This window comes from Pelagibius marinus (assembly GCF_014925385.1).
GTDB lineage: Bacteria > Pseudomonadota > Alphaproteobacteria > Kiloniellales > Kiloniellaceae > Pelagibius > Pelagibius marinus.
Window position 1 is genome coordinate 155,495 of sequence record NZ_JACSDK010000009.1, and the last position, 19,121, is coordinate 174,615.

Annotated in this window: 19 protein-coding genes; 10 read left to right on the forward strand and 9 right to left on the reverse strand. The window is 69.0% G+C overall.

All coding sequences use genetic code 11. The features are described 5' to 3' along the window. Positions 1–27: 27 nt before the first annotated feature. Complete coding sequence (locus H7X47_RS10705) at positions 28–1,029, reverse strand: LysR family transcriptional regulator (RefSeq protein WP_227010375.1); 1,002 nt, start codon at positions 1,027–1,029, stop codon at positions 28–30. Positions 1,030–1,391: 362 nt separating this feature from the next. Between H7X47_RS10705 and H7X47_RS10710 the strand changes: the two genes are divergently transcribed. The 9 genes from H7X47_RS10710 (at position 1,392) to H7X47_RS10750 (ending at position 10,490) form a co-directional block, all read left to right on the forward strand. After that, a complete protein-coding gene (locus H7X47_RS10710; protein ID WP_193368663.1) occupies positions 1,392–2,273 on the forward strand; it encodes an ABC transporter permease in 882 nt (293 codons plus the stop codon). An 8-nt stretch (positions 2,274–2,281) separates the two neighbouring features. After that, positions 2,282–3,076, forward strand: a complete 795-nt coding sequence (locus H7X47_RS10715; RefSeq protein WP_193368664.1) for an ABC transporter permease — start codon at positions 2,282–2,284, stop codon at positions 3,074–3,076. A gap of 67 nt (positions 3,077–3,143) precedes the next feature. Beyond that, positions 3,144–4,298 carry an extracellular solute-binding protein gene (locus tag H7X47_RS10720; protein WP_193368665.1) on the forward strand — a complete coding sequence of 385 codons (1,155 nt, stop codon included), beginning with the start codon at positions 3,144–3,146 and terminating at the stop codon, positions 4,296–4,298. A gap of 83 nt (positions 4,299–4,381) precedes the next feature. Then, positions 4,382–5,476: an ABC transporter ATP-binding protein gene (locus H7X47_RS10725; RefSeq protein WP_193368666.1), complete on the forward strand. Its 1,095-nt coding sequence runs from the start codon at positions 4,382–4,384 to the stop codon at positions 5,474–5,476. A 47-nt stretch (positions 5,477–5,523) separates the two neighbouring features. After that, positions 5,524–6,906 (forward strand): aminotransferase family protein, encoded by a 1,383-nt coding sequence (locus H7X47_RS10730; protein WP_193368667.1) that lies wholly within the window; start codon positions 5,524–5,526, stop codon positions 6,904–6,906. A gap of 8 nt (positions 6,907–6,914) precedes the next feature. Then, positions 6,915–7,847, forward strand: coding sequence for a 3,5-dioxohexanoate:acetyl-CoA acetone transferase (kce, locus tag H7X47_RS10735; protein ID WP_193368668.1), 933 nt, complete (start codon positions 6,915–6,917; stop codon positions 7,845–7,847). Continuing rightward, positions 7,847–8,347, forward strand: a complete 501-nt coding sequence (locus H7X47_RS10740) for a GNAT family N-acetyltransferase (RefSeq protein ID WP_193368669.1) — start codon at positions 7,847–7,849, stop codon at positions 8,345–8,347. Before kce ends, H7X47_RS10740 begins: the two co-directional genes overlap by 1 nt. Continuing rightward, on the forward strand, positions 8,344–9,381 hold the full coding sequence (locus H7X47_RS10745; protein WP_193368670.1) for a histone deacetylase family protein: 1,038 nt from the start codon (positions 8,344–8,346) through the stop codon (positions 9,379–9,381). The genes H7X47_RS10740 and H7X47_RS10745 overlap by 4 nt, the downstream gene beginning before the upstream one ends. A gap of 5 nt (positions 9,382–9,386) precedes the next feature. After that, positions 9,387–10,490 carry an NAD(P)/FAD-dependent oxidoreductase gene (locus H7X47_RS10750; protein WP_193368671.1) on the forward strand — a complete coding sequence of 368 codons (1,104 nt, stop codon included), beginning with the start codon at positions 9,387–9,389 and terminating at the stop codon, positions 10,488–10,490. Here the strand turns inward: H7X47_RS10750 and H7X47_RS10755 are convergent. From H7X47_RS10755 to ald, 8 genes are all read right to left on the reverse strand, one after another. Further along, positions 10,487–12,004 carry an aldehyde dehydrogenase (NADP(+)) gene (locus H7X47_RS10755; RefSeq protein ID WP_193368672.1) on the reverse strand — a complete coding sequence of 506 codons (1,518 nt, stop codon included), beginning with the start codon at positions 12,002–12,004 and terminating at the stop codon, positions 10,487–10,489. The genes H7X47_RS10750 and H7X47_RS10755 overlap by 4 nt on opposite strands. Before the next feature lie 118 nt (positions 12,005–12,122). Then, on the reverse strand, positions 12,123–12,587 hold the full coding sequence (locus H7X47_RS10760) for a hydrogenase maturation protease (RefSeq protein WP_193368673.1): 465 nt from the start codon (positions 12,585–12,587) through the stop codon (positions 12,123–12,125). A gap of 3 nt (positions 12,588–12,590) precedes the next feature. Then, a complete protein-coding gene (locus tag H7X47_RS10765; RefSeq protein ID WP_193368674.1) occupies positions 12,591–13,880 on the reverse strand; it encodes a Ni/Fe hydrogenase subunit alpha in 1,290 nt (429 codons plus the stop codon). After that, positions 13,870–14,652, reverse strand: a complete 783-nt coding sequence (locus tag H7X47_RS10770; RefSeq protein ID WP_193368675.1) for an NADH-quinone oxidoreductase subunit B family protein — start codon at positions 14,650–14,652, stop codon at positions 13,870–13,872. Before H7X47_RS10770 ends, H7X47_RS10765 begins: the two co-directional genes overlap by 11 nt. Before the next feature lies 1 nt (position 14,653). After that, positions 14,654–15,502: an FAD/NAD(P)-binding protein gene (locus tag H7X47_RS10775; protein WP_319633581.1), complete on the reverse strand. Its 849-nt coding sequence runs from the start codon at positions 15,500–15,502 to the stop codon at positions 14,654–14,656. Next, entirely contained in the window at positions 15,502–15,963 is a 462-nt protein-coding gene (locus H7X47_RS10780; protein WP_193368676.1) for a cyclic nucleotide-binding domain-containing protein, read from the reverse strand. Before H7X47_RS10780 ends, H7X47_RS10775 begins: the two co-directional genes overlap by 1 nt. A gap of 11 nt (positions 15,964–15,974) precedes the next feature. Beyond that, complete coding sequence (locus H7X47_RS10785) at positions 15,975–17,111, reverse strand: 4Fe-4S dicluster domain-containing protein (RefSeq protein ID WP_193368677.1); 1,137 nt, start codon at positions 17,109–17,111, stop codon at positions 15,975–15,977. Positions 17,112–17,360: 249 nt separating this feature from the next. After that, positions 17,361–18,479, reverse strand: a complete 1,119-nt coding sequence (gene ald, locus H7X47_RS10790) for an alanine dehydrogenase (protein WP_193368678.1) — start codon at positions 18,477–18,479, stop codon at positions 17,361–17,363. Between the two features lie 149 nt (positions 18,480–18,628). Between ald and H7X47_RS10795 the strand changes: the two genes are divergently transcribed. Next, on the forward strand, positions 18,629–19,117 hold the full coding sequence (locus tag H7X47_RS10795; RefSeq protein ID WP_193368679.1) for an Lrp/AsnC family transcriptional regulator: 489 nt from the start codon (positions 18,629–18,631) through the stop codon (positions 19,115–19,117). Positions 19,118–19,121 lie beyond the last annotated feature (4 nt).

Here is a 19,121-nt window from a genome sequence, read left to right on the forward strand (position 1 = left end):
CCGCCCACGCCGGATGACGCCGGGGGCTTACTCGTAGGTGCGGGCGCTGAGCGGCTTGGCGTCGATGGCCTCGCGCAGGGCCTGCAGCAGGCCGGCCTCGGCGCGGTTCAGGTGGGTCTGGGGGTTCCATACCAGGTAGATATCCACCGCCGGCGGGTTTTCGTAGGGCGGCAGGCGCCACAGCAGGCCGTCGCGCAGGTCGCGCGCTACCACGTGGATCGGCAGCGGCCCGATGCCGAGCCCGGCGATGATCATCCGCCGCACCTCCTCCAGGTGGGAGGAGTGGCCGACCACCCAGTCGTCGAGGTCGTGCTGGGCGCGCAACAGGGCGACGGGACGCAGGGCGTCGGCCAGCTGGTCGGTCTTGAAGGAGACGGAGGCGTGGCCCTTCAGGTCGGTGAGGCTGAGGCCCTCGCGCCCGAACAGCGGGTGCGGCGGGCCGCAGAAGAAACCGAAGTGCTCGCGGTAGATCATCTTGTAGTCGAGGCGCGGCGAGCGCTTGTGCACCAGGCAGAGCCCGAAACTGGCCGACTTCTCCAGCACCGCGCGGGTCACCTCGGCGGAGGTATCGACCTCGATCTCGTAGGTCGCCTTGGGGTTCTCGGCATGGAAGGCGGCCAGCACCTCGTCGAAGATCGGCGAGATCACGTGGCTGGCCATGGCGATGCGCACATGGCCGGTGATCTCGTCCTTCACGTCGCGGGTCAGCACCGCCACCCGGGCGACGTTGCCGTAGATCTCGACGCACTCCTTATAGAGCACCTCGCCGGCCGGGGTGACGCGGAAGATCGCCGGGCCGCGCTCGATGAGGCGCTTGCCGAGGCGGGTTTCCAGACGTTTCAGCGCGTGGCTGACCGTGGGCTGGCGCAGGTAGAGACGCTTGGCGGCGCCGGTGACGCTGCCTTCCTGCACCACCACCATGAAGGTGCGCAGCAGATTCCAGTCCAGTTCCCGGGCCAGGCGTTCGCCGCTTTCCTGAAGCATTCCGGCCTCCTTGGGGCAGTCATAGATGTCATCTATGACCAGCATAGCACTTATCTATTTGCACAATGAACCCCCAAGGCAAAGACTGGCCCTCTCATACCGGCAGGCGATAAGCCGGATGGAGCAGAAGCCCGGATTTCTCAAACCATCGCGGGCGTCACGGAGGCGAATTTGCTGACAGGCCAGAAAAGACGCGAAGAGCGTATCGGCAATACGGTCGAGCGGCTTGACGCCGCCTGTCAGCAAATTCGCCCCGCCCTTCGGGTCGCCTCAGGAAGCCCGCACGCTGCGTCGAAGCCCTCAACCGTAGTCCCTGCTACGCTTTTCGGGCTTCTCCTATCGAGCGGGCTTCCTGAGGCGATGACGCTCCACGATGGTTTGAGAAGTCCGGGCTAGGTTCAGATTTCATGGCAGCAGTAGCAGCGGACGCGGACGCGCCGGGGCCCCGCCCCTGGCTGCTCATGTCGCCGGCCCTGACCGCGGTGGTCCTGCTGCTGGCCGTGCCGCTGTGCTTCATCCTGGTCTATTCCTTCTGGCTGCGCACCGCCGCCGGCGGCGAGCAGGTCGGCTTCTTCCTCGACAACTGGGCCGAGGTGCTGAGCGACGAGTTCTACCGCGACATCCTGTTCCAGACCCTGCGCATCGCCGGCCTCTCGACCGTCGTCTGCATCCTGCTGGGCTACATTCCGGCCTACTTCATCGCTCGCTCGACGACGCGCCACAAGGCGGCGCTGATCCTGCTGCTCATGCTGCCCTTCTGGATCAGCTACATCATCCGCACCATGTCGTGGATCAACATCCTGGGGGTCAGCGGCGCGCTGAACGTCTTCCTCTTGTGGACCGGCATCATCTCGGAGCCGCTGCAGATCCTCTACAACGAGGCCACGGTGATCCTGGGGCTGGTGCACTTCCTGCTGCCCTTCATGATCCTCAACATCTACGTCAGCATCGACGGCATCGACACCAACCTGGCCGACGCCGCGCGCTCGCTGGGCGCCACCGGCTGGCAGACCTTCCGCGAGGTGACCCTGCCGTTGTCGATGCCCGGCCTGGCCGCCGGCAGCCTGCTCTGCTTCGTCCTCGGCGCCGGCACCTACATCACGCCGATGATCCTGGGCGGACCGCGCAACGCCATGTTCGCCAACCTGGTCTTCGAGGCCATCATCACCCAGCTCAACTGGCCGCTGGGCTCGGCCCTGTCGCTGGTCTTGCTCGTCGTCCTCGGCGCCGTGGTGGTGGTCTACACCCGCTACGCCGGCATCGGCCAGCTCGCCAAGAGTTTCAAGTGAGGCCGGCCATGAACATCTTCAGCAGCTGGAGCCTGATCCGCGCCTTCACCGTCCTGGTCTACCTCTTCATGTTCCTGCCGGTGGCGGTGGTCATCCTGCTGGCCTTCAACGCCAACCAGTTCGGCAGCTTTCCCATGGAGGGCGTCAGCTTCCGCTGGTTCATCGAACTGTGGCACAACGACGCCATCGTGCGCGCCTTCAAGACCTCGATGCTGCTGGGGGCACTGACCGCGGTGATCTCCGCCACGCTGGGCGTGCTCGCGAGCCTCGCCCTGGTGCGCTACGACTTCCGCGCCAAGAGCCTGATCACTACCGCCCTGATCGCGCCGATCCTGGTGCCGGAGGTGGTGCTGGCCGTCGCGCTGCTGCTGTTCCTGCGCTGGCTGGAGATGCCGAAGAGCTTTCCGCTGCTGCTGCTCGGCCACGTGATCTTCACCCTGCCCTTCGTGGTGCTGATCGTGCAGGCCCGCCTGGTGGCGGTGCGCCGCGAGTTCGAGGAAGCCGCGCTCAGCCTGGGCGCCAACGCCTTTCACACCTTCCGCGAGGTGACCTTGCCGCTGATCATGCCGGCGGTCTTCGCCGGCATCATCTTCGCCTTCACGATTTCCTTCGACGACGTCACCGGCACCCTGTTCTGGAAGCCGGGCGGCGTCGAGACGGTCCCCACGCAGATCTTCGCCATGCTGCGCAACTCCATAAGCCCGGAAATCAATGCGCTGGGCGCGGTGATGGTGGTGATCACCGTGGCGGTGCCCCTGCTGGGCGTCGCCATCGCCCGGCGCATGGCCGCCGCGCTCCGATAACAAGATATGCAGACCGATAACAACGAACCGCAAACCCACGAACACCAGACAGGGAAAGGTATGGGAGATGGATAACACCACTCGCTATCAACGACTTCTCGAACGTTACCGCAACGGCGACCTCGACCGCCGCACCTTCCTCACGCTCTTGGGCGCCGCCAGCCTCACCGCCGGGCTGACCGGCGCGCCGCTGAAGGGACTGCAGCGACAGGCCATGGCCGCCACGCCGGAGAGCGTGCGCTTCGACGGCTGGGGCGGCGTCGTCTCCGAAGCCTTCCGCAAGCACGCCTTCGACCCCTATACCGAGAAGACCGGCATCAAGGTCGTCGACGGCACCTTCGGCAGCGGCGACGAATACCTGAACCGCGTGAAGGCCGGCCAGGAAGGCGAATACAACATCTTCCACGCCTCCGGCGTCTTCGACTATGCCCGCTACGTGAACCTGGGCTACGACGTGGTGCTCAACGAGGCCAACATTCCGAACCTGAAGTACGTGATGTCGGCCCTGATGACGCCCTTCCGCGGCGTCACCGGCGGCAAGCTCTCCGCCGCGCCCTACGACTACGGCACCACGGGCCTGGCCTACAACACCGAGAAGATCTCCAAGCAGGAGATGGAGGACAAGGGCGCCAAGATCCTCATCGACCCCAAGTACAAGGGCAAGATCGGCGGTTGGGGCGACTGGCGCACCCGCATCTGGTACGGCGCGCTGGCGACCGATCAGAACCCCAACAACATCCAGGACATGGACGCCGTCTGGGACGCCATCCGCGCGCACCGCGATCTGGCGCTGAAGTACTGGGGTTCGGGCGCCGAGCTGATGAGCCTGCTGGCCGAGGGCGAGATCTACGTCACCGAGGGCTGGTCGGGCCGCATCGCCGCGCTGCAGCAGCAGGGCCATCCCATCGCCTACTACGACGCGCCCAACAGCTACGCCTGGCAGGAATGCCTCATGGTGCTGAAGGGCAGCCCGCTGGAGGCCTGCGAGGAACTCCTGAACTTCATGCTGGAGCCGTCGGTTTCCATCGCGGTTGCCGAGGGGCAGAACTATCCCCCTTCGCTCGACCCCACCAAGGTCGACCTGGGCGAGAAGATCCCGACACTGCCGGCCTTCGACCCCACCGGCAAGCTGGCCAATCTCACCTTCGCGGATCCGGCCTACTGGAACGGCAACGAGGCGGAGTGGTCGAAGAAGTTCGGCCGCGTGCAGAAGGGCTACTGACCCGATTGGGTTATTGGGCCGCGGCGGGCCGGCCCTCCCCCGGCCCGCCGCACCTTTTCGTGCAAGAACCGGAGTAACCTCTGATGAGCGATCGCGAGCCCGTCGTCGCACTGCGCCAGGTGATCAAGCGCTACGGCAATTTCACGGCGGTCGAGCCGATGGACCTGAACGTCGAGCCGGGCGCCTTCGTGACCCTGCTGGGCCCCTCGGGCTGCGGCAAGACGACGACCCTGCGCATGGTCGCCGGCCTGGCCGCCCCCAGCGGAGGCGACATCCTCATCAAGGGGTCTCGGGTCAACGAGGTGCCGATCCACAAGCGTAACCTGGGCATCGTGTTCCAGAACTACGCCCTCTTCCCGCACAAGAACATTTTCGACAACGTCGCCTTCGGCCTGAAGTACCGCAAGGTGCCCAAGGCGGAGATCGCCGAGCGGGTCGCCCGCGCGCTGGAGCTGGTCCAGCTGCCGCAGATGGCCGACCGCTTCCCCAACCAGCTCTCCGGCGGCCAGCAGCAGCGCATCGCACTGGCCCGCGCCATCGTGGTGGAGCCCGACGTGCTGCTGCTCGACGAGCCGCTCTCGGCGCTGGACGCCAACCTGCGCGAGGACATGCGCGTCGAGCTGAAGAAAATTCAGCACCAGCTGGGCATCACCACCATCTTCGTCACCCATGACCAGTCGGAAGCCCTGGCCATGTCCGACAAGATCGTGGTTATGAACAAGGGCCGCATCGAGCAGGAGGGCTCGCCCGAGGAGGTTTACGCGCGCCCGCGTTCCGAGTTCGTCGCCCGCTTCCTGGGCAACTCCAACCTGCTGGACGGCACCATCACCGCGCACAACGGCAGCAGCCTCAGCGTCGAGGTCGGCGGCCTGGGCCAGGTCGAAGCGGACGCGAACGGCGCCGCCGTGCCGCAGGACGGCCAGCCGGTGCGCCTGGTGGTGCGCGCGGAAAAGCTGCACCTCTCCACCGAGCCCAGTGGCGAGCCCGGCGCCACCCGGATGAACGGCCGCGTCGACACCGTTGACTACCAGGGACAGGCGGCCCGATATTTCGTGACCGTCGGCGCCCACAGCCTTCAGGTGATCAACCCGATCGACAGCCGCCCCTTCGCCGAGGGCGCCGAGGTCTGCGTGCATGTCCGGCCGCGGGACATCGTGCTGCTGACGCCCGAAGCCTGAGTGACGACTTGGCGACAAGAGAACAACCCTTGGGGACCACTGCCCTTATGACCGCCACCACCGCGCCCGCAGCCCAGACCCGCGAGCCCTCCAACCTCTTCTACCAGACACGCAACCGCCGCCCGGTCGTGGCGCGCGCCGAGGGCATCTATTTCTGGGACAAGGACGGCAGGCGCTACATCGACGGCTCCAGCGGCGCCATGGTGGCCAACATCGGCCACAGCAACCCGCGGGTCCTGGCCGCCATGCGCCGCCAGATGGAAGAGACCACCTTTGCCTACCGCCTGCACTTCGAGAACGAGGCGGCGGAGACCCTGGCCAAGCGCATCGCCCAGCGCGCGCCGCAGGGCCTGGACCGCATCTTCTTCGTCTCCGGCGGCTCGGAGGCCGTGGAGTCCTGCCTGAAGCTGGCCCGCCAGCACGCCGTGGCGACGGGCCAGGAAAAGCGCTGGAAGGTGATCTCGCGCTTTCCCTCCTACCACGGCGCGACCCTGGGCGCCCTGGCCGTCACCGGCTACACGCCGATGACCGCGCCCTTCGCGCCGATGATGCAGGAGATGCCCAAGATCCCGGCGCCGACCTGCTACCTGGACCGCGACAACCTGGACTGGGAGGCGCGCGGCCTGCGCTATGCGGAGATGCTGCGCGAGGAGATCGAGCGCCAGGGGCCGGAGAGCGTGCTGGCCTTCATCATGGAGCCGGTGGGCGGCGCCTCGACCGGTGCCCTGGTCGCCCCCGACAGCTACTACGCGCGCGTCCGCGAGATCTGCGACGACTACGGCATCCTGCTGATTCTCGACGAGGTGATGAGCGGCGTCGGGCGTACCGGGCGCTTCCTCGCCTCCGAGCACTGGGACCTGCGCCCCGACATCATCGCCCTCTCCAAGGGCTTCGCCGCCGGCTATGCGCCGCTGGGCGCCATGGTCGCCGACCGCCGCCTGGTGGAACCGGTGCTGGACGCCGGCGGCTTCATCCACGGCTACACCTACGCCGGCAACCCGCTGGCCTGCGCCGCCGGCCTGGCGGTGCTGGAGGAGATCGAAAGCCAGGACCTGATGGGCAACGCCACGCGCATGGGCGGTCTGCTGAAGGGCGGCCTCTGCCGCCTGATGGCGCGCTTCCCCTTCATCGGCGACGTGCGCGGCCTCGGCCTGCTGCTGGCCTTCGAGATGGTGGCCGACCGCCAGACCATGCAGCCGCTGCCCAAGGGGCTGAACGCCCACAGCCGCCTGGTGGATCTGGCCTACGAGCGCGGGCTGATCATCTATTCGCGGCGCACCCGAGGCGGCATTGAAGGCGACCACTTCCTGGTCTGCCCGCCGATGATCGTCGACGAAGCCCAGGTCGGCGAGATCCTGGGCCTGCTGGAAGAAAGCCTCGTCGCCTTCGCCGCCGAGGCCGGCCTGCCCGTTTCCAACAGCGCCGCGTGAGCCCGACCATGGCCAACAACAAAGTCATCATCACCTGCGCGGTCACCGGCTCGATCCACACGCCGAGCATGAGTCCGCACCTGCCGGTTACCCCGGACGAGATCGCCGCCGGCGCGGTGGCCGCCGCCGAGGCCGGCGCGGCGATCCTGCACCTGCACGCCCGCCACCCCGAGGACGGCCGCCCCTCGGCCGACCCGGCCCACTTCATGGCCTTCCTGCCGCGCATCAAGCAGGCCTGCGACGCCGTGGTGAACATCACCACCGGCGGCAGCGCCCAGATGACCCTGGACGAGCGCCTGGCCGCGCCGCTGCAGGCCCAGCCGGAGATGTGCTCGCTGAACATGGGCTCCATGAACTTCGGCACCTTTCCACTGCTTGAGCGCTACGACGACTGGAAGCACGACTGGGAGCCCGGCTTCCTGGAAGCCTCGCGCGATACCGTCTTCAAGAACACCTTCGCCGACATCGAGGGCGTGCTCGACCGCCTGGGCAACGGCTGCGGCACCCGCTTCGAGTTCGAGTGCTACGACAGCGGCCACATCCAGACCGTCGCCTTCTACCTGGCCCAAGGCCTGATCAAGCCGCCGGTCTTCCTGCAGTTCGTGCTCGGCGTGCTGGGCGGCGCCGACGCCTCGCCGGAGCAGCTCATGCACATGAAGGCGACGGCCGACCGCCTGCTGGGCGAGGCCTACCGCTTCTCCGTCCTGGCCGCCGGGCGTCAGCAGATGCCGCTTGGCACCCTGGGCGTCATCCTGGGCGGCAACGTGCGCGTCGGCCTGGAAGACAGCCTCAGCATCGGGCGCGGCCGGCTCGCCGAGAGCAACGCCCAGCAGGTGGAGAAGATCCGCCGCATCCTGGAAGAGCTGGGCTACGAGGCCGCCAGGCCGGACGAGGTGCGCGAGACCCTGGAGCTCAAGGGCGGCGACCGGGTGTCCTTCTGATGGCCGAGATCAGCGTACGTCTGGCCGGCAAGGCCGACGCGCAGGCGGTCTACGGCTTGGTCGTGGAACTGGGGCGCGCAAGAGGCATGCCGGAAAAGGTGGTCTCCAGCGTCGCCGACATCGAGCGCGACGGCTTCGGCGACGACCCGGCCTTCGAGGCGCTCATCGCCGAGGTGGACGGCAAGCCGGCCGGGCTCTGCCTCTTCTTCGGCAGCTATTCCACCTGGCGCGGCCGGCGCGGCATCTATGTGCAGGACCTGGTGGTCCTGGAGAGCGCCCGCTCCCTGGGTCTCGGCCGCCGCCTGCTGGCCGAGGTGGCCGCACTGGCAAAGGCGCGGGGCGCCGCCTACCTCAGACTTTCCGTCGACGACGACAATCTTGGCGCCCAGCGCTTCTACCAGCGCACGGGCCTCAGGCATTCCACGCCGGAGCAGATCTACGTGCTGGAAGACGACGCGCTCGACGCCCTGGCCGAAAGCGCGAAAGGAGCGTCGGCATGAAGGTATTCTCCGCGCCTGAGCGGCAGAAGATTCACTACCCGCGCAATTTCCTGGTCAACGGCGCGCCGCAGCCGAACCCGGAAGTGCCGGAGCGCGTCGACCGCCTGTTGCAGGCCGCGAGCGCCGGCGGCCACGACATCGCCGCGCCCGCCGACCACGGCCTCGGCCCCATCGCCGCCGTCCACACGCCGGAGTACCTCCGCTTCCTGGAGCACATCTACGAACGCTGGGCGCGCATCCCCGGTGCTTCCGAAGAGGTCATCCCCAACATCCACCCGGACCGCCGCGAGGCCAGCTACCCGCTCTCCGCCGTGGGCCAGGCCGGCTACCACATGGCTGACACCGCCTGCCCCATCGGCCCCGACTCCTGGGCGGCGATTCGCTGGAGCGCCAACTGCGCCGCCTCGGCCGCCGAAGCGGTGCTGGGCGGCGCGCCGGCCGCCTATGCGCTCTGCCGCCCGCCCGGGCACCACGCCTTCACCGACCTGGCCGGCGGCTTCTGCTTCGTCAACAACGCCGCCGTGGCCGCCATGGTGCTGCGGCAGAAACACGCCCGCGTCGCCATCGTCGACGTCGACCTGCACCACGGCAACGGCACCCAGGGCATCTTCTACCGGCGCGACGACGTGCTGACCGTCTCGGTCCATGCCGACCCGATCCGCTTCTACCCCTTCTTCTGGGGCCACGCGCATGAGCGCGGCGAGGGCGCGGGGACCGGCTATAACCTGAACCTGCCGCTGCCGCGCGGTTCGGAAGACGCGGCCTTCCTGGAGGCCCTCAACCGCGGCCTGGAAACGGTCGCCGCCTTCGCCCCCGGCGCCCTGGTGGTGGCGCTCGGCCTCGACGCCTTCGAGGGCGATCCCTTCGGCGGCCTCGCGGTCAGCACCGAAGGCTTCAGCAGGATCGGCGCGCGCCTGGCCGGGCTCGGCCTGCCCAGTATCGTGATCCAGGAAGGCGGCTACCTCTGCGACGCCCTGGGTGATAACCTCGCCGCCTTCCTCGGCGGCTTCGAAGCCGATCACAAGACAAACTAGAATCCATGACGCAGACGGCAGACGTGATTGTCATCGGCGCCGGCATGGCCGGAGCCTCGGCGGCGGCGGAGATGACCCGCGGCGCCAAGGTGGTGGTGCTGGAGAGCGAGCCCCACCCCGGCTACCACAGCACCGGGCGCTCGGCGGCCATCTTCATCCAGAGCTACGGCAACGCCGCCGTGCGGCAGTTGAACCGGGCGAGCCGCCCGCTGCTGGAAGCGCATCCCTTCGACCCGGAGGGCGCCGGCGTGCTGTCGCCGCGCGGCATCCTGACGCTGGCCGGCGCGGACGAGACCGCTCACCTCGACGCCCTGCTGGCGGAAAATCCCGGCGTCGAGGAGATACCCCCTGACGAAGCGGTCGAGATGGTGCCGATCCTGCGCCGCGCGGCCATCGAACGCGCCGCCTTCGAGGCCGACGCCCTGGACATCGACGTCGACCGCCTGCACCAGCTCTACCTGCGCCACCTGAAACAGGCGGGCGGCAGCCTGGTCTGCAACGCCGGGGTCACCGGGCTCACCCGCGACGGCGGGGTGTGGCGCGCCGAAACCCGCGCCGGCGTCTTCGAGGCGCCGCTGGTGGTGAACGCCGCCGGGGCCTGGGCCGACCTGACCGCCGCCATGGCCGGCGTCGAGCCGCTGGGCCTCCGGCCGCTGCGCCGCTCCGCCGCCATCCTGCCGGCCCCGCCGGGCCACGCGGTCGAGCGCTGGCCCCTGGCCGGCAACGCGGCCGAGACCTATTACTTCAAGCCGGAGGCCGGGAAGCTGATGGTCTCGCCGGCCGACGAAACGCCGGTCGACCCGCACGACGCCTGGCCCGACGACATGGACCTGGCCGAGGGCCTGGACCGCTTCGCCCGGGCCGTCGACTACGAGGTGACGCGCGTCGAGCGAACCTGGGCGGGCCTCAGGACCTTCGCGCCCGACCGCGCCCTGGTGATCGGCTTCGATCCCACGGCCGAGGGCTTCTTCTGGCTGGCCGGACAGGGCGGCTACGGCATCCAGACCGCCCCCGGCGCGGCGCGCCTGGCCGCCGGCCTGCTGCTGGAGGAGACGGCGCCGACCGGGATCGACCCCGCCCCCTTGAGCCCGGCGCGTTTCCGGGACTAGACCGCCATGTCGGCGGGCAGCACGGCCTCCGGCATGTTCTGGTAGCAGACCGGGCGCAGGAAGCGGCGGATCGACAGGGTGCCCACCGAGGTAGCCCCGAAGTTGGTCGAGGCCGGATAGGGTCCGCCGTGCACCATGGCGTCGCAGACCTCCACCCCCGTGGGATAGCCGTTGGCGAGAACGCGGCCGGCCTTGCGTTCCAGGATCGGCATCAGGGTGCGCGCGTCTTCGGCGTCGCCGTCGTCCATGTGCAGGGTGCAGGTCAGCTGGCCCTGCAGGCTCTTGGCGATCTCCACCACCTCGTCGAAGCCGCTGGCCGCGACCACCAGGCCGAGCGGGCCGAAGACCTCCTCGCCCAGTTCCTCGTTGGCCAGCCAGTCCTTGCCGGTCGTCGAGAAGAGGTAGGGCGTGGCGTTGCGCAGGTCGCAGGTGGTGGTCAGCACCTCCTGCACGCCCGCCGCGCCGCTGATCCGGTCACGGCCGCTGCGGTAGGCCTCGGCGATGCCGTCGGTCAGCATGGTCTGGGCATCGACCGGCTTCAGCGCTTCGGTGGCCGCGGCCATGAAGGACTGCAGGTCGGGACCGTCGACGGCCACCGCGATGCCCGGATTGGTGCAGAACTGGCCCGCGCCCATGGTCAGCGAGCCGGCCCAGCCCTGGGCGATGGCCGCGCCGCGCGCCGAAAGCGCCTGGGGCAGCAGGAACATGGGATTGACCGAGCCCAGCTCGCCGAAGAAGGGGATCGGCTCCGGGCGCTGGGCGCAGAGGTCGAAGAGCGCGCGCCCGCCGGCCAGCGAGCCGGTGAAACCCACCGCCTTGATCAGCGGGTGCTGCACCAGGGCCTGGCCGACCGCGCGGTTGCCGCCCTGGATCAGGGAGAAGACGCCGGGATGGACGCCGCAGGCCTTGATCGCCGCGTCGATGGCCTGGGCCACGATCTCGCCGGTGCCGGGGTGGGCCGAGTGGCCCTTGACCACCACCGGGCAGCCGGCGGCCAGCGCCGCGGCGGTGTCGCCGCCGGCCACGGAGAAGGCCAGCGGGAAGTTGGAGGCGCCGAAGACGGCGACCGGGCCGATGGGGCGCTGCATGACCCGCAGGTCCGGGCGCGGCAGGGGCTGGCGGTCGGGCAGGGCCTCGTCATGGCGACGGTCCAGGTAGTCGCCCTTCTCGATGTGGGCGGCGAAGAGCCGGAGCTGGCCGGTGGTACGCCCGCGCTCGCCCTGCAGGCGCGCCTCGGGCAGGCCGGTTTCCTGGGTGCCGATCTCGGTGATGGCCTCGCCGCGCGCCTCGATCTCGTCGGCGATCTTGTTCAGCAAGGCGGCGCGTTCGGCGCGGGTCGAGTAGCCGTAGCTCCAGAAGGCCTCCTCGGCGGCCTCGCAGGCGGTGGCGACATCGCCCGGCGTGCCCACCGCGTAGCTGCGGGCGGGGCCCTGCGCGGGCGAGGTCTCGAAGGTTTTCTCGCCGGCGACCCAGGCGCCGGCAATCAGGTGCTTTCCAGTCAGGGCTAGGCTCATCGTCTCTTCCTTGTGTGCAAAAGTACGCCAGGGTAGCGCTATCTTCGGCGCAGGGCTGCAGCATAGTCCCTGACAGCGGCTTGTCGACCCGTCGTTCGGACCAATCGGGGGATAAGTCTCAGCCGGCGATCTCGCGGGTGAGCAGCCCGCCCGCCTCGGCCACGGCGGCGGCCACCGGCGGCGAGAGGGGGGCGCCGGGGTCGAAGGCCTGACCCTCGATGGCGTAGACGACGCAGTGCGGCGGCAGGCTGCCCAGGGCGCGGGCCAGTTCCACGGCCTCGCCCAGGCCCAGGCCGTGGGTCGAGAAGGCGAAGCTCTCCGCCGGCAGGGGCGCGGCGGCGGCGTCGAAGCGCCGGATACGGCCGGGCGCGCCGGTCGGGGCCGAGGCGTCGACCAGGTAGACCGCGCCGGCGCCGTCCAGGCAGGCCAGCAGGTCGGCCGCCTCGCCCCCGCGTTCCAGGATCTCCACCTGGGGCGGCAGGCGGCCCGCCAGCCAGCGCGCCACCGCCCGCCCGGCACCGTCGTCGCCGCGCTCCGGATTGCCGAGCCCGATCACCCGGCAGGGCTTGCCGCCGCCCGCCACGGCTCAGCCCCGGTCGACGTCGAGGCGCAGGAAGTGCGTGGCGCAGGAGATGCAGGGATCGTAGTTGCGCACCGTCTGCTCGCAGCGGTGCTGCAGCGCCTCGTCCGGCAGGTCCAGGAAGCCGCCGATGAAGCTGGTCAGGTCCTCCTCGATGCAGGCCTGGTTCTGCGAGGTCGGCGGCACGATGCGCGCCTCGGCGATGGTGCCGTCGCCGTTCAGGACATAGCGGTGCCACAGCATCCCGCGCGGCGCCTCGGTGGCGGCGAAGCCGACGCCCGCGGCAGGCTCAATGGCCATGGCCGGGCGCTCCGGCTCCTGGTAGTCGGCGATGATGCGCAGCGCCTCCTCGACCGCGTGCAGCGCCTCGACGGCGCGCACCACGATGCTCTGGTAGGGATTGCGGCAGACCTCGCCCAGGCCCGCCTCGCGCGCCGCCTGCTGCACCGCCGGCGACAGCTTGTCGAAATTCAGGCTGTAGCGCGCCAGCGGGCCGACCAGGTAGGCGCCGCCGTCGGTCATGCGCGACTGCAGCGCCGTGGAGTGCGCCACATGGATTTCCCCGAAGTGGTCGTCGTAGTCCGCCGCGGCGATATCGAGGCCGCGGTTGGAGACGATATGGCCTTCGTTGAAGGGGTATTCGTCGGGGTGACGCAGGGAGACGAAGGTGTAGTCGCGCTCGCGGTCGGGGAAGTCGAAGCCGGCGACCCAGCGCAGCGTCTCCAGCGCCTGGTCGCGGGCCCGCTTCAGTGTCTCGGCCAGGGGCGCGAGCTCGCGCCGCCGCGGGGCACGGTAGAAGCCGCCGACGCGCACGTTGATCGGATGGATCTCGCGCCCGCCCAGCAGGGTCAGGATGTCGTTGCCGGCCTTCTTCAGCGCCAGGCCGCGCCTGACCGCCTCGCCGTGATCGCGCGCCATGTCGATGCCGCCCTGGTAGCCCAGGAAGTCCGGCGCGTGCAGCATGGTGACGTGCAGCACGTGGCTCTCGATCCACTCGCCGCAGTACAGCAGGCGGCGCAGTTCGCGCAGGGGGCCGTCGACGGTGATGCCCAGGGCGTTTTCCACCGCGTGCACCGCGCTCATCTGGTAGGCGACGGGACAGATGCCGCAGATGCGCGCGACGATGTCGGAGAGCTCGTCGATGGAGCGCCCGCGCAGGAAGGCCTCGAAGAAGCGCGGCGGCTCGAAGATGCGCAGCTCGGCCTCCTGCACCTTGCCGTCGCGCACCACCACCTTGAAGGCGCCCTCGCCCTCGACGCGGGCCAGGTAATCGACCTTGATGGTCCTATTTCCCATGGCGTTCGCTCTCCTTGCGGAAGGCCGACGCCCCCGCGTTGAAGCTGCGGTAGACGCGCTTCAGCGCCGCCGCGTCCATGCCCAGGTCCTGCAGGCGGCGGCTGAGGGAAACCGCGTTGGGCGACTCCATCGGCCCGAAGCAGCCGTAGCAGCCGCGGTCGTAGGAAGGACAGAGCGCGCCGCAGCCGGCGTGGGTCGCGGGACCCAGGCAGGGCGTGCCGTGGGCCACCATGACGCAGACGTTGCCCTTCAGCTTGCACTCGATGCAGGTGGAATGCGGCGGCGTCACCGGGCGGCGGCCGGCCAGGTAGGCTGAGACCACCTCCAGCAGCTGGCGCTTGCTGATCGGGCAGCCGCGCAGTTCGAAATCCACCGCCACGTGCTCGGCGATGGGCGTGGAGGTGGCCAGAGTCTCGATGTAGTCGGGCCGGGCGTAGACGACGGAGGTGTATTCCTTCACGTCGGCGAAGTTGCGCAGCGCCTGGATGCCGCCCGCCGTGGCGCAGGCCCCGATGGTCACCAGGAATTTGGAGCGGCGGCGCACCTCCTGGATGCGTTCGGCGTCATGGGCCGTGGTCACCGAGCCCTCGACCAGGGAAAGGTCATAGGTGCCGGAGATCTCGGCGCGGGTCGCCTCCGGGAAATAGGCGACGTCGAGGGCGCCGGCGACGGCCAGCAGCTCGTCCTCGCAGTCCAGCAGGCTGAGCTGGCAGCCGTCGCAGGAGGCGAACTTCCAGACGGCCAGGCGCGGCTTCTTCTCTCCCCTTGCCATTTCAAAGCTCCTTCAGGGCCAACAGGCCGCGCAGCCGCGCGTAGGGGAACACCGGCCCGTCGCGGCAGACGAAGACCGGCCCGAACTGGCAGTGGCCGCAGAAGCCCACCGCGCACTTCATGTTGCGCTCCATGGAGAGGTAGATGTCGTCGGCCGCGACACCGGCGTCCATCAGAGCGGCGATGGCGAAACGCATCATCACCTCGGGGCCGCAGACCAGCGCCACGGTCTGCGCCGGATCGAAGCTGCAGCGCGGAATCAGCGTGGTGACCACGCCGACGTTGCCGTGCCAGGCCGCCATGGCGTGATCCACGGTGACCTCCACCTCCGCGTCCAGGCGGCCGCGCCAAGCCTCCAGCTCGCGCCGGAAGAGGATGTCGTCCGGGCTGCGGGTGCCGTAGAGCAGCACGATCTTGCCGTAACGTTCGCGCTCGGCGAAGAGGCGGTAGAGCGCCGGGCGGAGCGGCGCCAGGCCCAGGCCGCCGGCCACCACCACCACGTCCTTGCCTTCCGCTTCCGCCATCGGCCAGCCGACGCCGAAGGGCCCGCGCAGGCCGACCGCCGCCCCGGGCTCGAGCTCGGTCAGGGCGCCGGAGACCGGCCCCACGGCGCGGATGGTGTGAACCAGGCGGTTCTGGTCGACGGGGTCGCCGCTGAAGCTGATCGGCACCTCGCCGACGCCGAAGACGGTCAGCATGTTGAACTGGCCCGGCGCGAAGGGCGCCAGCGCGCCTGGGTCTTCCGGCTCCAGCTCCAGGGTGAAGACCTCCGGCGCGTCGTGGTGACGCCTGGTGACGCGCGCGACCAGCGGCGCCATGGGGTCCAGCGGGGCTGTCTCCGGCGCCGCCACTAGCTCTTGGTCCCGTAGACGTCCAGCATCTGCAGGCGCGTGGCGTGCAGGCGCTCGATGATCACCGGCACGAAGCGCTTCATCAGCTCGTAGCCCAGATCGTGATCGTCCTCGCACTTGCGGCGGATACAGGTGGCGTCGATGGAGATCGCGCGGATCCGCTCCAGCGCCTTGGCGTCGTAGGTCCAGCGGTAAGGCGGGATGAGCCAGGAGATGCCGACGATCTCCCCCTCGCCGACGGTCTGAAAGGTCATGGAGCCGTGCCCCGGCGCGCTCAGCTCCATCGCCACCCGGCCCTCGCGGATCACGTAGAGCTGGTCCGCCGGATCGCCTTCGCGGAAAAGGTAGTCGCCCGCCTCGAAGCGCACGTTCTTGGCGCAGCCGCAGACCAGCTTGCAGAAATCATCGGTGAGGTCCGCGAAAAAGACGTGTTCCTTGACGATGCGTTCCAGCCCTTCCATGGCCGTTCTCCTCAGGACTCTGATACGGGGTCGCGCTCGCTGTCGCGGATGGCGCGGACCTCTTCGGTGATGTCGATGCCGACCGGGCACCAGGTGATGCAGCGCCCGCAGCCGACGCAGCCGGAGCTGTCGAACTGGTCGTGCCAGGTCGCCAGCTTGTGGGTCATCCACTGGCGGTATCGCGACTGCGTGCTGGACCGCACGCTGCCACCGTGGATGTATGAGTAGTCCAGGGTGAAGCAGGAGTCCCAGCGGCGGCTGCGCGAGGTTTCCTGGCCGGTGAGATCGCTGGCGTCCTCCACCGAGGTGCAGAAGCAGGTCGGGCAGACCATGGTGCAGTTGGCGCAGGTGAGGCAGCGCTCGGCCACCTCTTCCCAGCGCGGGTGCTCCAGGTTGCGCAGCAGCAGGTCGCGCAGGTCCTCCGCCGGCATCTCGCGGCCCATGGACCGGGCCGTGGCGGCGACCGCCGCCGTGCCCGCTGCGACCTCTTCCGGCGTCGCCGGTCGCCGCGGCAACTCACCCAGCAGGTCTTCGCCCGCCGCGCTGGCGCTTTCTGCGACAAAAAGCGGGCCTTCCGGGCCGTCGATCTCGGTCAGCGCCAGGTCGAAGCCGCTCTCCGCCTTCGGCCCCGTGTTCATGGAGGCGCAGAAACAGGTGCCGGCCGCCCGGGCGCAGTTCACCGCGACGATGAAGTTGTCCTGGCGCCGCGCCCGGTAGTGGGGATCGGCGTGAGGGCCTTCGATCAGCACCCGGTCCTGGATGGCGATGGCGTGGATCTCGCAGGAGCGCACGCCGATGAAGGCGAAACGCTCCGGCTCCGCGGGCTCCGGGGTCACGGTCACCGCCTCCCCCTCCCGCCTGGCGCGCCAGAGGGTCTGCTGAGGCGGGTGGAGAAACTTCTTCCAGGACTGCGGGCCGACGACGAAGTCGAAGAAGCGGTCCTCGCCGCTTTCAACCAGGCGATAGTGGCCGCCGTCCTGCTCGTCGCGCCAACCGCGGGGCAATTCGTCGAGGGTCTCGATATCGTCGTAGATGACGGCCTGGTCGCTCAGCGTCGGGCCGATGACGCGATAGCCGCGCGCCTTCAGCGCCGTCAGCAGAGCCTGCAGCCCCTCGGCATCCAGAATCGCCTGTTTCTCCGATCCCATCAGTCCCCGCTGTGTTGGCTGTTCGCGAACGACTTTCCGCGGGAACGTCATTGCGCTCCAGGGACGACTGTAATGGCTGTGCCCCGTCTTCGCAAAAGACAGGACGAAGACACTCCGCAATCCTTTGAGAAATCCGGGCTAGTGCAGGGGAAACGGCGTTGCCCGGCCCCGGGTCCGGCCCCGAACCCGTTGCGACGCGGACAACGCCAGCCCTTCTGCGGGTAAGGGGGCCGGCCCCTGTGCCGAACCTCAGGCCGCCAGGGCGGCGGCCGGCTCCACGTAGTCGTAGTCGAGGGCGCTTGCCACGGCCTCGAAGGTGACCATGCCGTTGATGACGTTGAGTCCCTTCAGGAAGTTCGGATCCTCGATCAGGGCCTCGCGGAAGCCCTTGTCGGCCAGCTTCAGCACATAAGGCAGGGTCACGTTGTTGAGCGCGAAGGTTGAGGTGCGCGGCACCCCACCCGGCATGTTGGCGACACAGTAGTGCACCACGTCGTCGACCACATAGGTCGGCTCGTCGTGGGTGGTCGGACGCGACGTCGCAAAGCAGCCGCCCTGGTCGATGGCCACGTCCACCAGCACGCTGCCGGGGCGCATCTGGGCCAGAGTCTCGCGGGTCACCAGCTTGGGCGCCGCGGCGCCGGCCACCAGCACACCGCCGATGACCAGGTCGGCCTCGACCACCGCCTCGTCGACCTTGGTCTTGGTCGAGTAGACCGTCTTCAAGGCCGGGCCGAAGCGCTGGGTCAGGCGCTCCAGCACCGCGACGTTCCTGTCGAAGACGGTGACGTCGGCCGCCGCGCCGAGGGCCATGTAGATGGCGTTCTCGCCGACCACGCCGCCGCCCAGCACCACCACCTTGGCCGGCGCGACGCCCGGCACGCCGCCCAGCAGCATGCCGCGCCCGCCGTGGGCGCGCTCCAGGCAGTAGGCGCCGGCCTGGATCGACATGCGTCCGGCGACCTGGGACATCGGCGCCAGCAGAGGCAGGCGGCCATTGCCGTCGGTCACGGTCTCGTAGGCGATGCAGGTGGCGCCGCTGGCGACCAGGTCGCGGGTCTGCTCGGCATCCGGGGCCAGGTGCAGGTAGGTGAAGAGGATCTGCCCCTCGCGCAGCATGGCCCGCTCGACGGCCTGGGGCTCCTTCACCTTCACGATCATTTCGGCCTTGGCGAAGACATCGGCGGCAGCGCCGGCGGTCTCGGCGCCGGCGGCGCGATAGGCATCGTCGGAAAATCCGATGGCCGCACCGGCGCCGGTCTCGACCAGCACCTGGTGGCCGTGCGCGACCACCTCGGCGACACTGTCGGGGGTCAGCCCGACGCGGTATTCGTGATTCTTGATCTCCTTGGGCACGCCGATCAGCATGGCTTTCCTCCGGTCCGGCGGTTTCTTGGCTTGATGCCGATGGATAACCGCAAAAGCCTGTGCATGTCCTTGCGAAGTGGGCGGCAATTCGGGCCTGTTTTCGCAGATTCTTGCGTAAATCCCATCAGATCACGTATTATCTGCGGTCCATGGACCTCGACGCGCTAGATCGCAATATTATTACCCTGCTGCAGCAGGACGGCCGGATGAGCAATGCCGAGCTCGCCGAGCGCGTGAACCTGTCGCAGTCCGCCTGTCTGCGCCGGGTGCGGCGCCTGGAGGAGGAAGGCGTCGTCCAGGGCTATGTCATGCTGGTCAACCAGGCGGCCATCGGGCTGCCGCTCAACGTCTTCGTGGAGATTTCCCTGAAGGCACTGACCGAGGAAGCCCTCGACGCCTTCGAAGCGGCGGTGCGCGATTGCCCCGCGGTCATGGCCTCCTACCTGATGTCCGGCGACGCCGACTACCTGCTGCACATGGCTGTGGCCGACGCCGAGGACTATGAGCGCCTGCACCGCAACTACCTCTCGCGCTTTCCCTACGTCTCCCGCATCCGCTCCAGCTTCGCCCTGCGCACGGTCAGCAAGAAGACCGCTTTCGACCTCGGCGGCGCGGCGCAAGAGGCATCGTCGACCTGAGCAC

What these genes read in the sequence shown, in the direction of transcription:
- H7X47_RS10705 (WP_227010375.1), bottom strand. Translation starts at nt 1,029, where the DNA reads ATGCTGGTCATAGATGACATCTATGACTGCCCCAAGGAGGCCGGAATG.
- H7X47_RS10710 (WP_193368663.1), top strand. Translation starts at nt 1,392, where the DNA reads ATGGCAGCAGTAGCAGCGGACGCGGACGCGCCGGGGCCCCGCCCCTGG.
- H7X47_RS10715 (WP_193368664.1), top strand. Translation starts at nt 2,282, where the DNA reads ATGAACATCTTCAGCAGCTGGAGCCTGATCCGCGCCTTCACCGTCCTG.
- H7X47_RS10720 (WP_193368665.1), top strand. Translation starts at nt 3,144, where the DNA reads ATGGATAACACCACTCGCTATCAACGACTTCTCGAACGTTACCGCAAC.
- H7X47_RS10725 (WP_193368666.1), top strand. Translation starts at nt 4,382, where the DNA reads ATGAGCGATCGCGAGCCCGTCGTCGCACTGCGCCAGGTGATCAAGCGC.
- H7X47_RS10730 (WP_193368667.1), top strand. Translation starts at nt 5,524, where the DNA reads ATGACCGCCACCACCGCGCCCGCAGCCCAGACCCGCGAGCCCTCCAAC.
- kce (WP_193368668.1), top strand. Translation starts at nt 6,915, where the DNA reads ATGGCCAACAACAAAGTCATCATCACCTGCGCGGTCACCGGCTCGATC.
- H7X47_RS10740 (WP_193368669.1), top strand. Translation starts at nt 7,847, where the DNA reads ATGGCCGAGATCAGCGTACGTCTGGCCGGCAAGGCCGACGCGCAGGCG.
- H7X47_RS10745 (WP_193368670.1), top strand. Translation starts at nt 8,344, where the DNA reads ATGAAGGTATTCTCCGCGCCTGAGCGGCAGAAGATTCACTACCCGCGC.
- H7X47_RS10750 (WP_193368671.1), top strand. Translation starts at nt 9,387, where the DNA reads ATGACGCAGACGGCAGACGTGATTGTCATCGGCGCCGGCATGGCCGGA.
- H7X47_RS10755 (WP_193368672.1), bottom strand. Translation starts at nt 12,004, where the DNA reads ATGAGCCTAGCCCTGACTGGAAAGCACCTGATTGCCGGCGCCTGGGTC.
- H7X47_RS10765 (WP_193368674.1), bottom strand. Translation starts at nt 13,880, where the DNA reads ATGGGAAATAGGACCATCAAGGTCGATTACCTGGCCCGCGTCGAGGGC.
- H7X47_RS10770 (WP_193368675.1), bottom strand. Translation starts at nt 14,652, where the DNA reads ATGGCAAGGGGAGAGAAGAAGCCGCGCCTGGCCGTCTGGAAGTTCGCC.
- H7X47_RS10780 (WP_193368676.1), bottom strand. Translation starts at nt 15,963, where the DNA reads ATGGAAGGGCTGGAACGCATCGTCAAGGAACACGTCTTTTTCGCGGAC.
- H7X47_RS10785 (WP_193368677.1), bottom strand. Translation starts at nt 17,111, where the DNA reads ATGGGATCGGAGAAACAGGCGATTCTGGATGCCGAGGGGCTGCAGGCT.
- ald (WP_193368678.1), bottom strand. Translation starts at nt 18,479, where the DNA reads ATGCTGATCGGCGTGCCCAAGGAGATCAAGAATCACGAATACCGCGTC.
- H7X47_RS10795 (WP_193368679.1), top strand. Translation starts at nt 18,629, where the DNA reads ATGGACCTCGACGCGCTAGATCGCAATATTATTACCCTGCTGCAGCAG.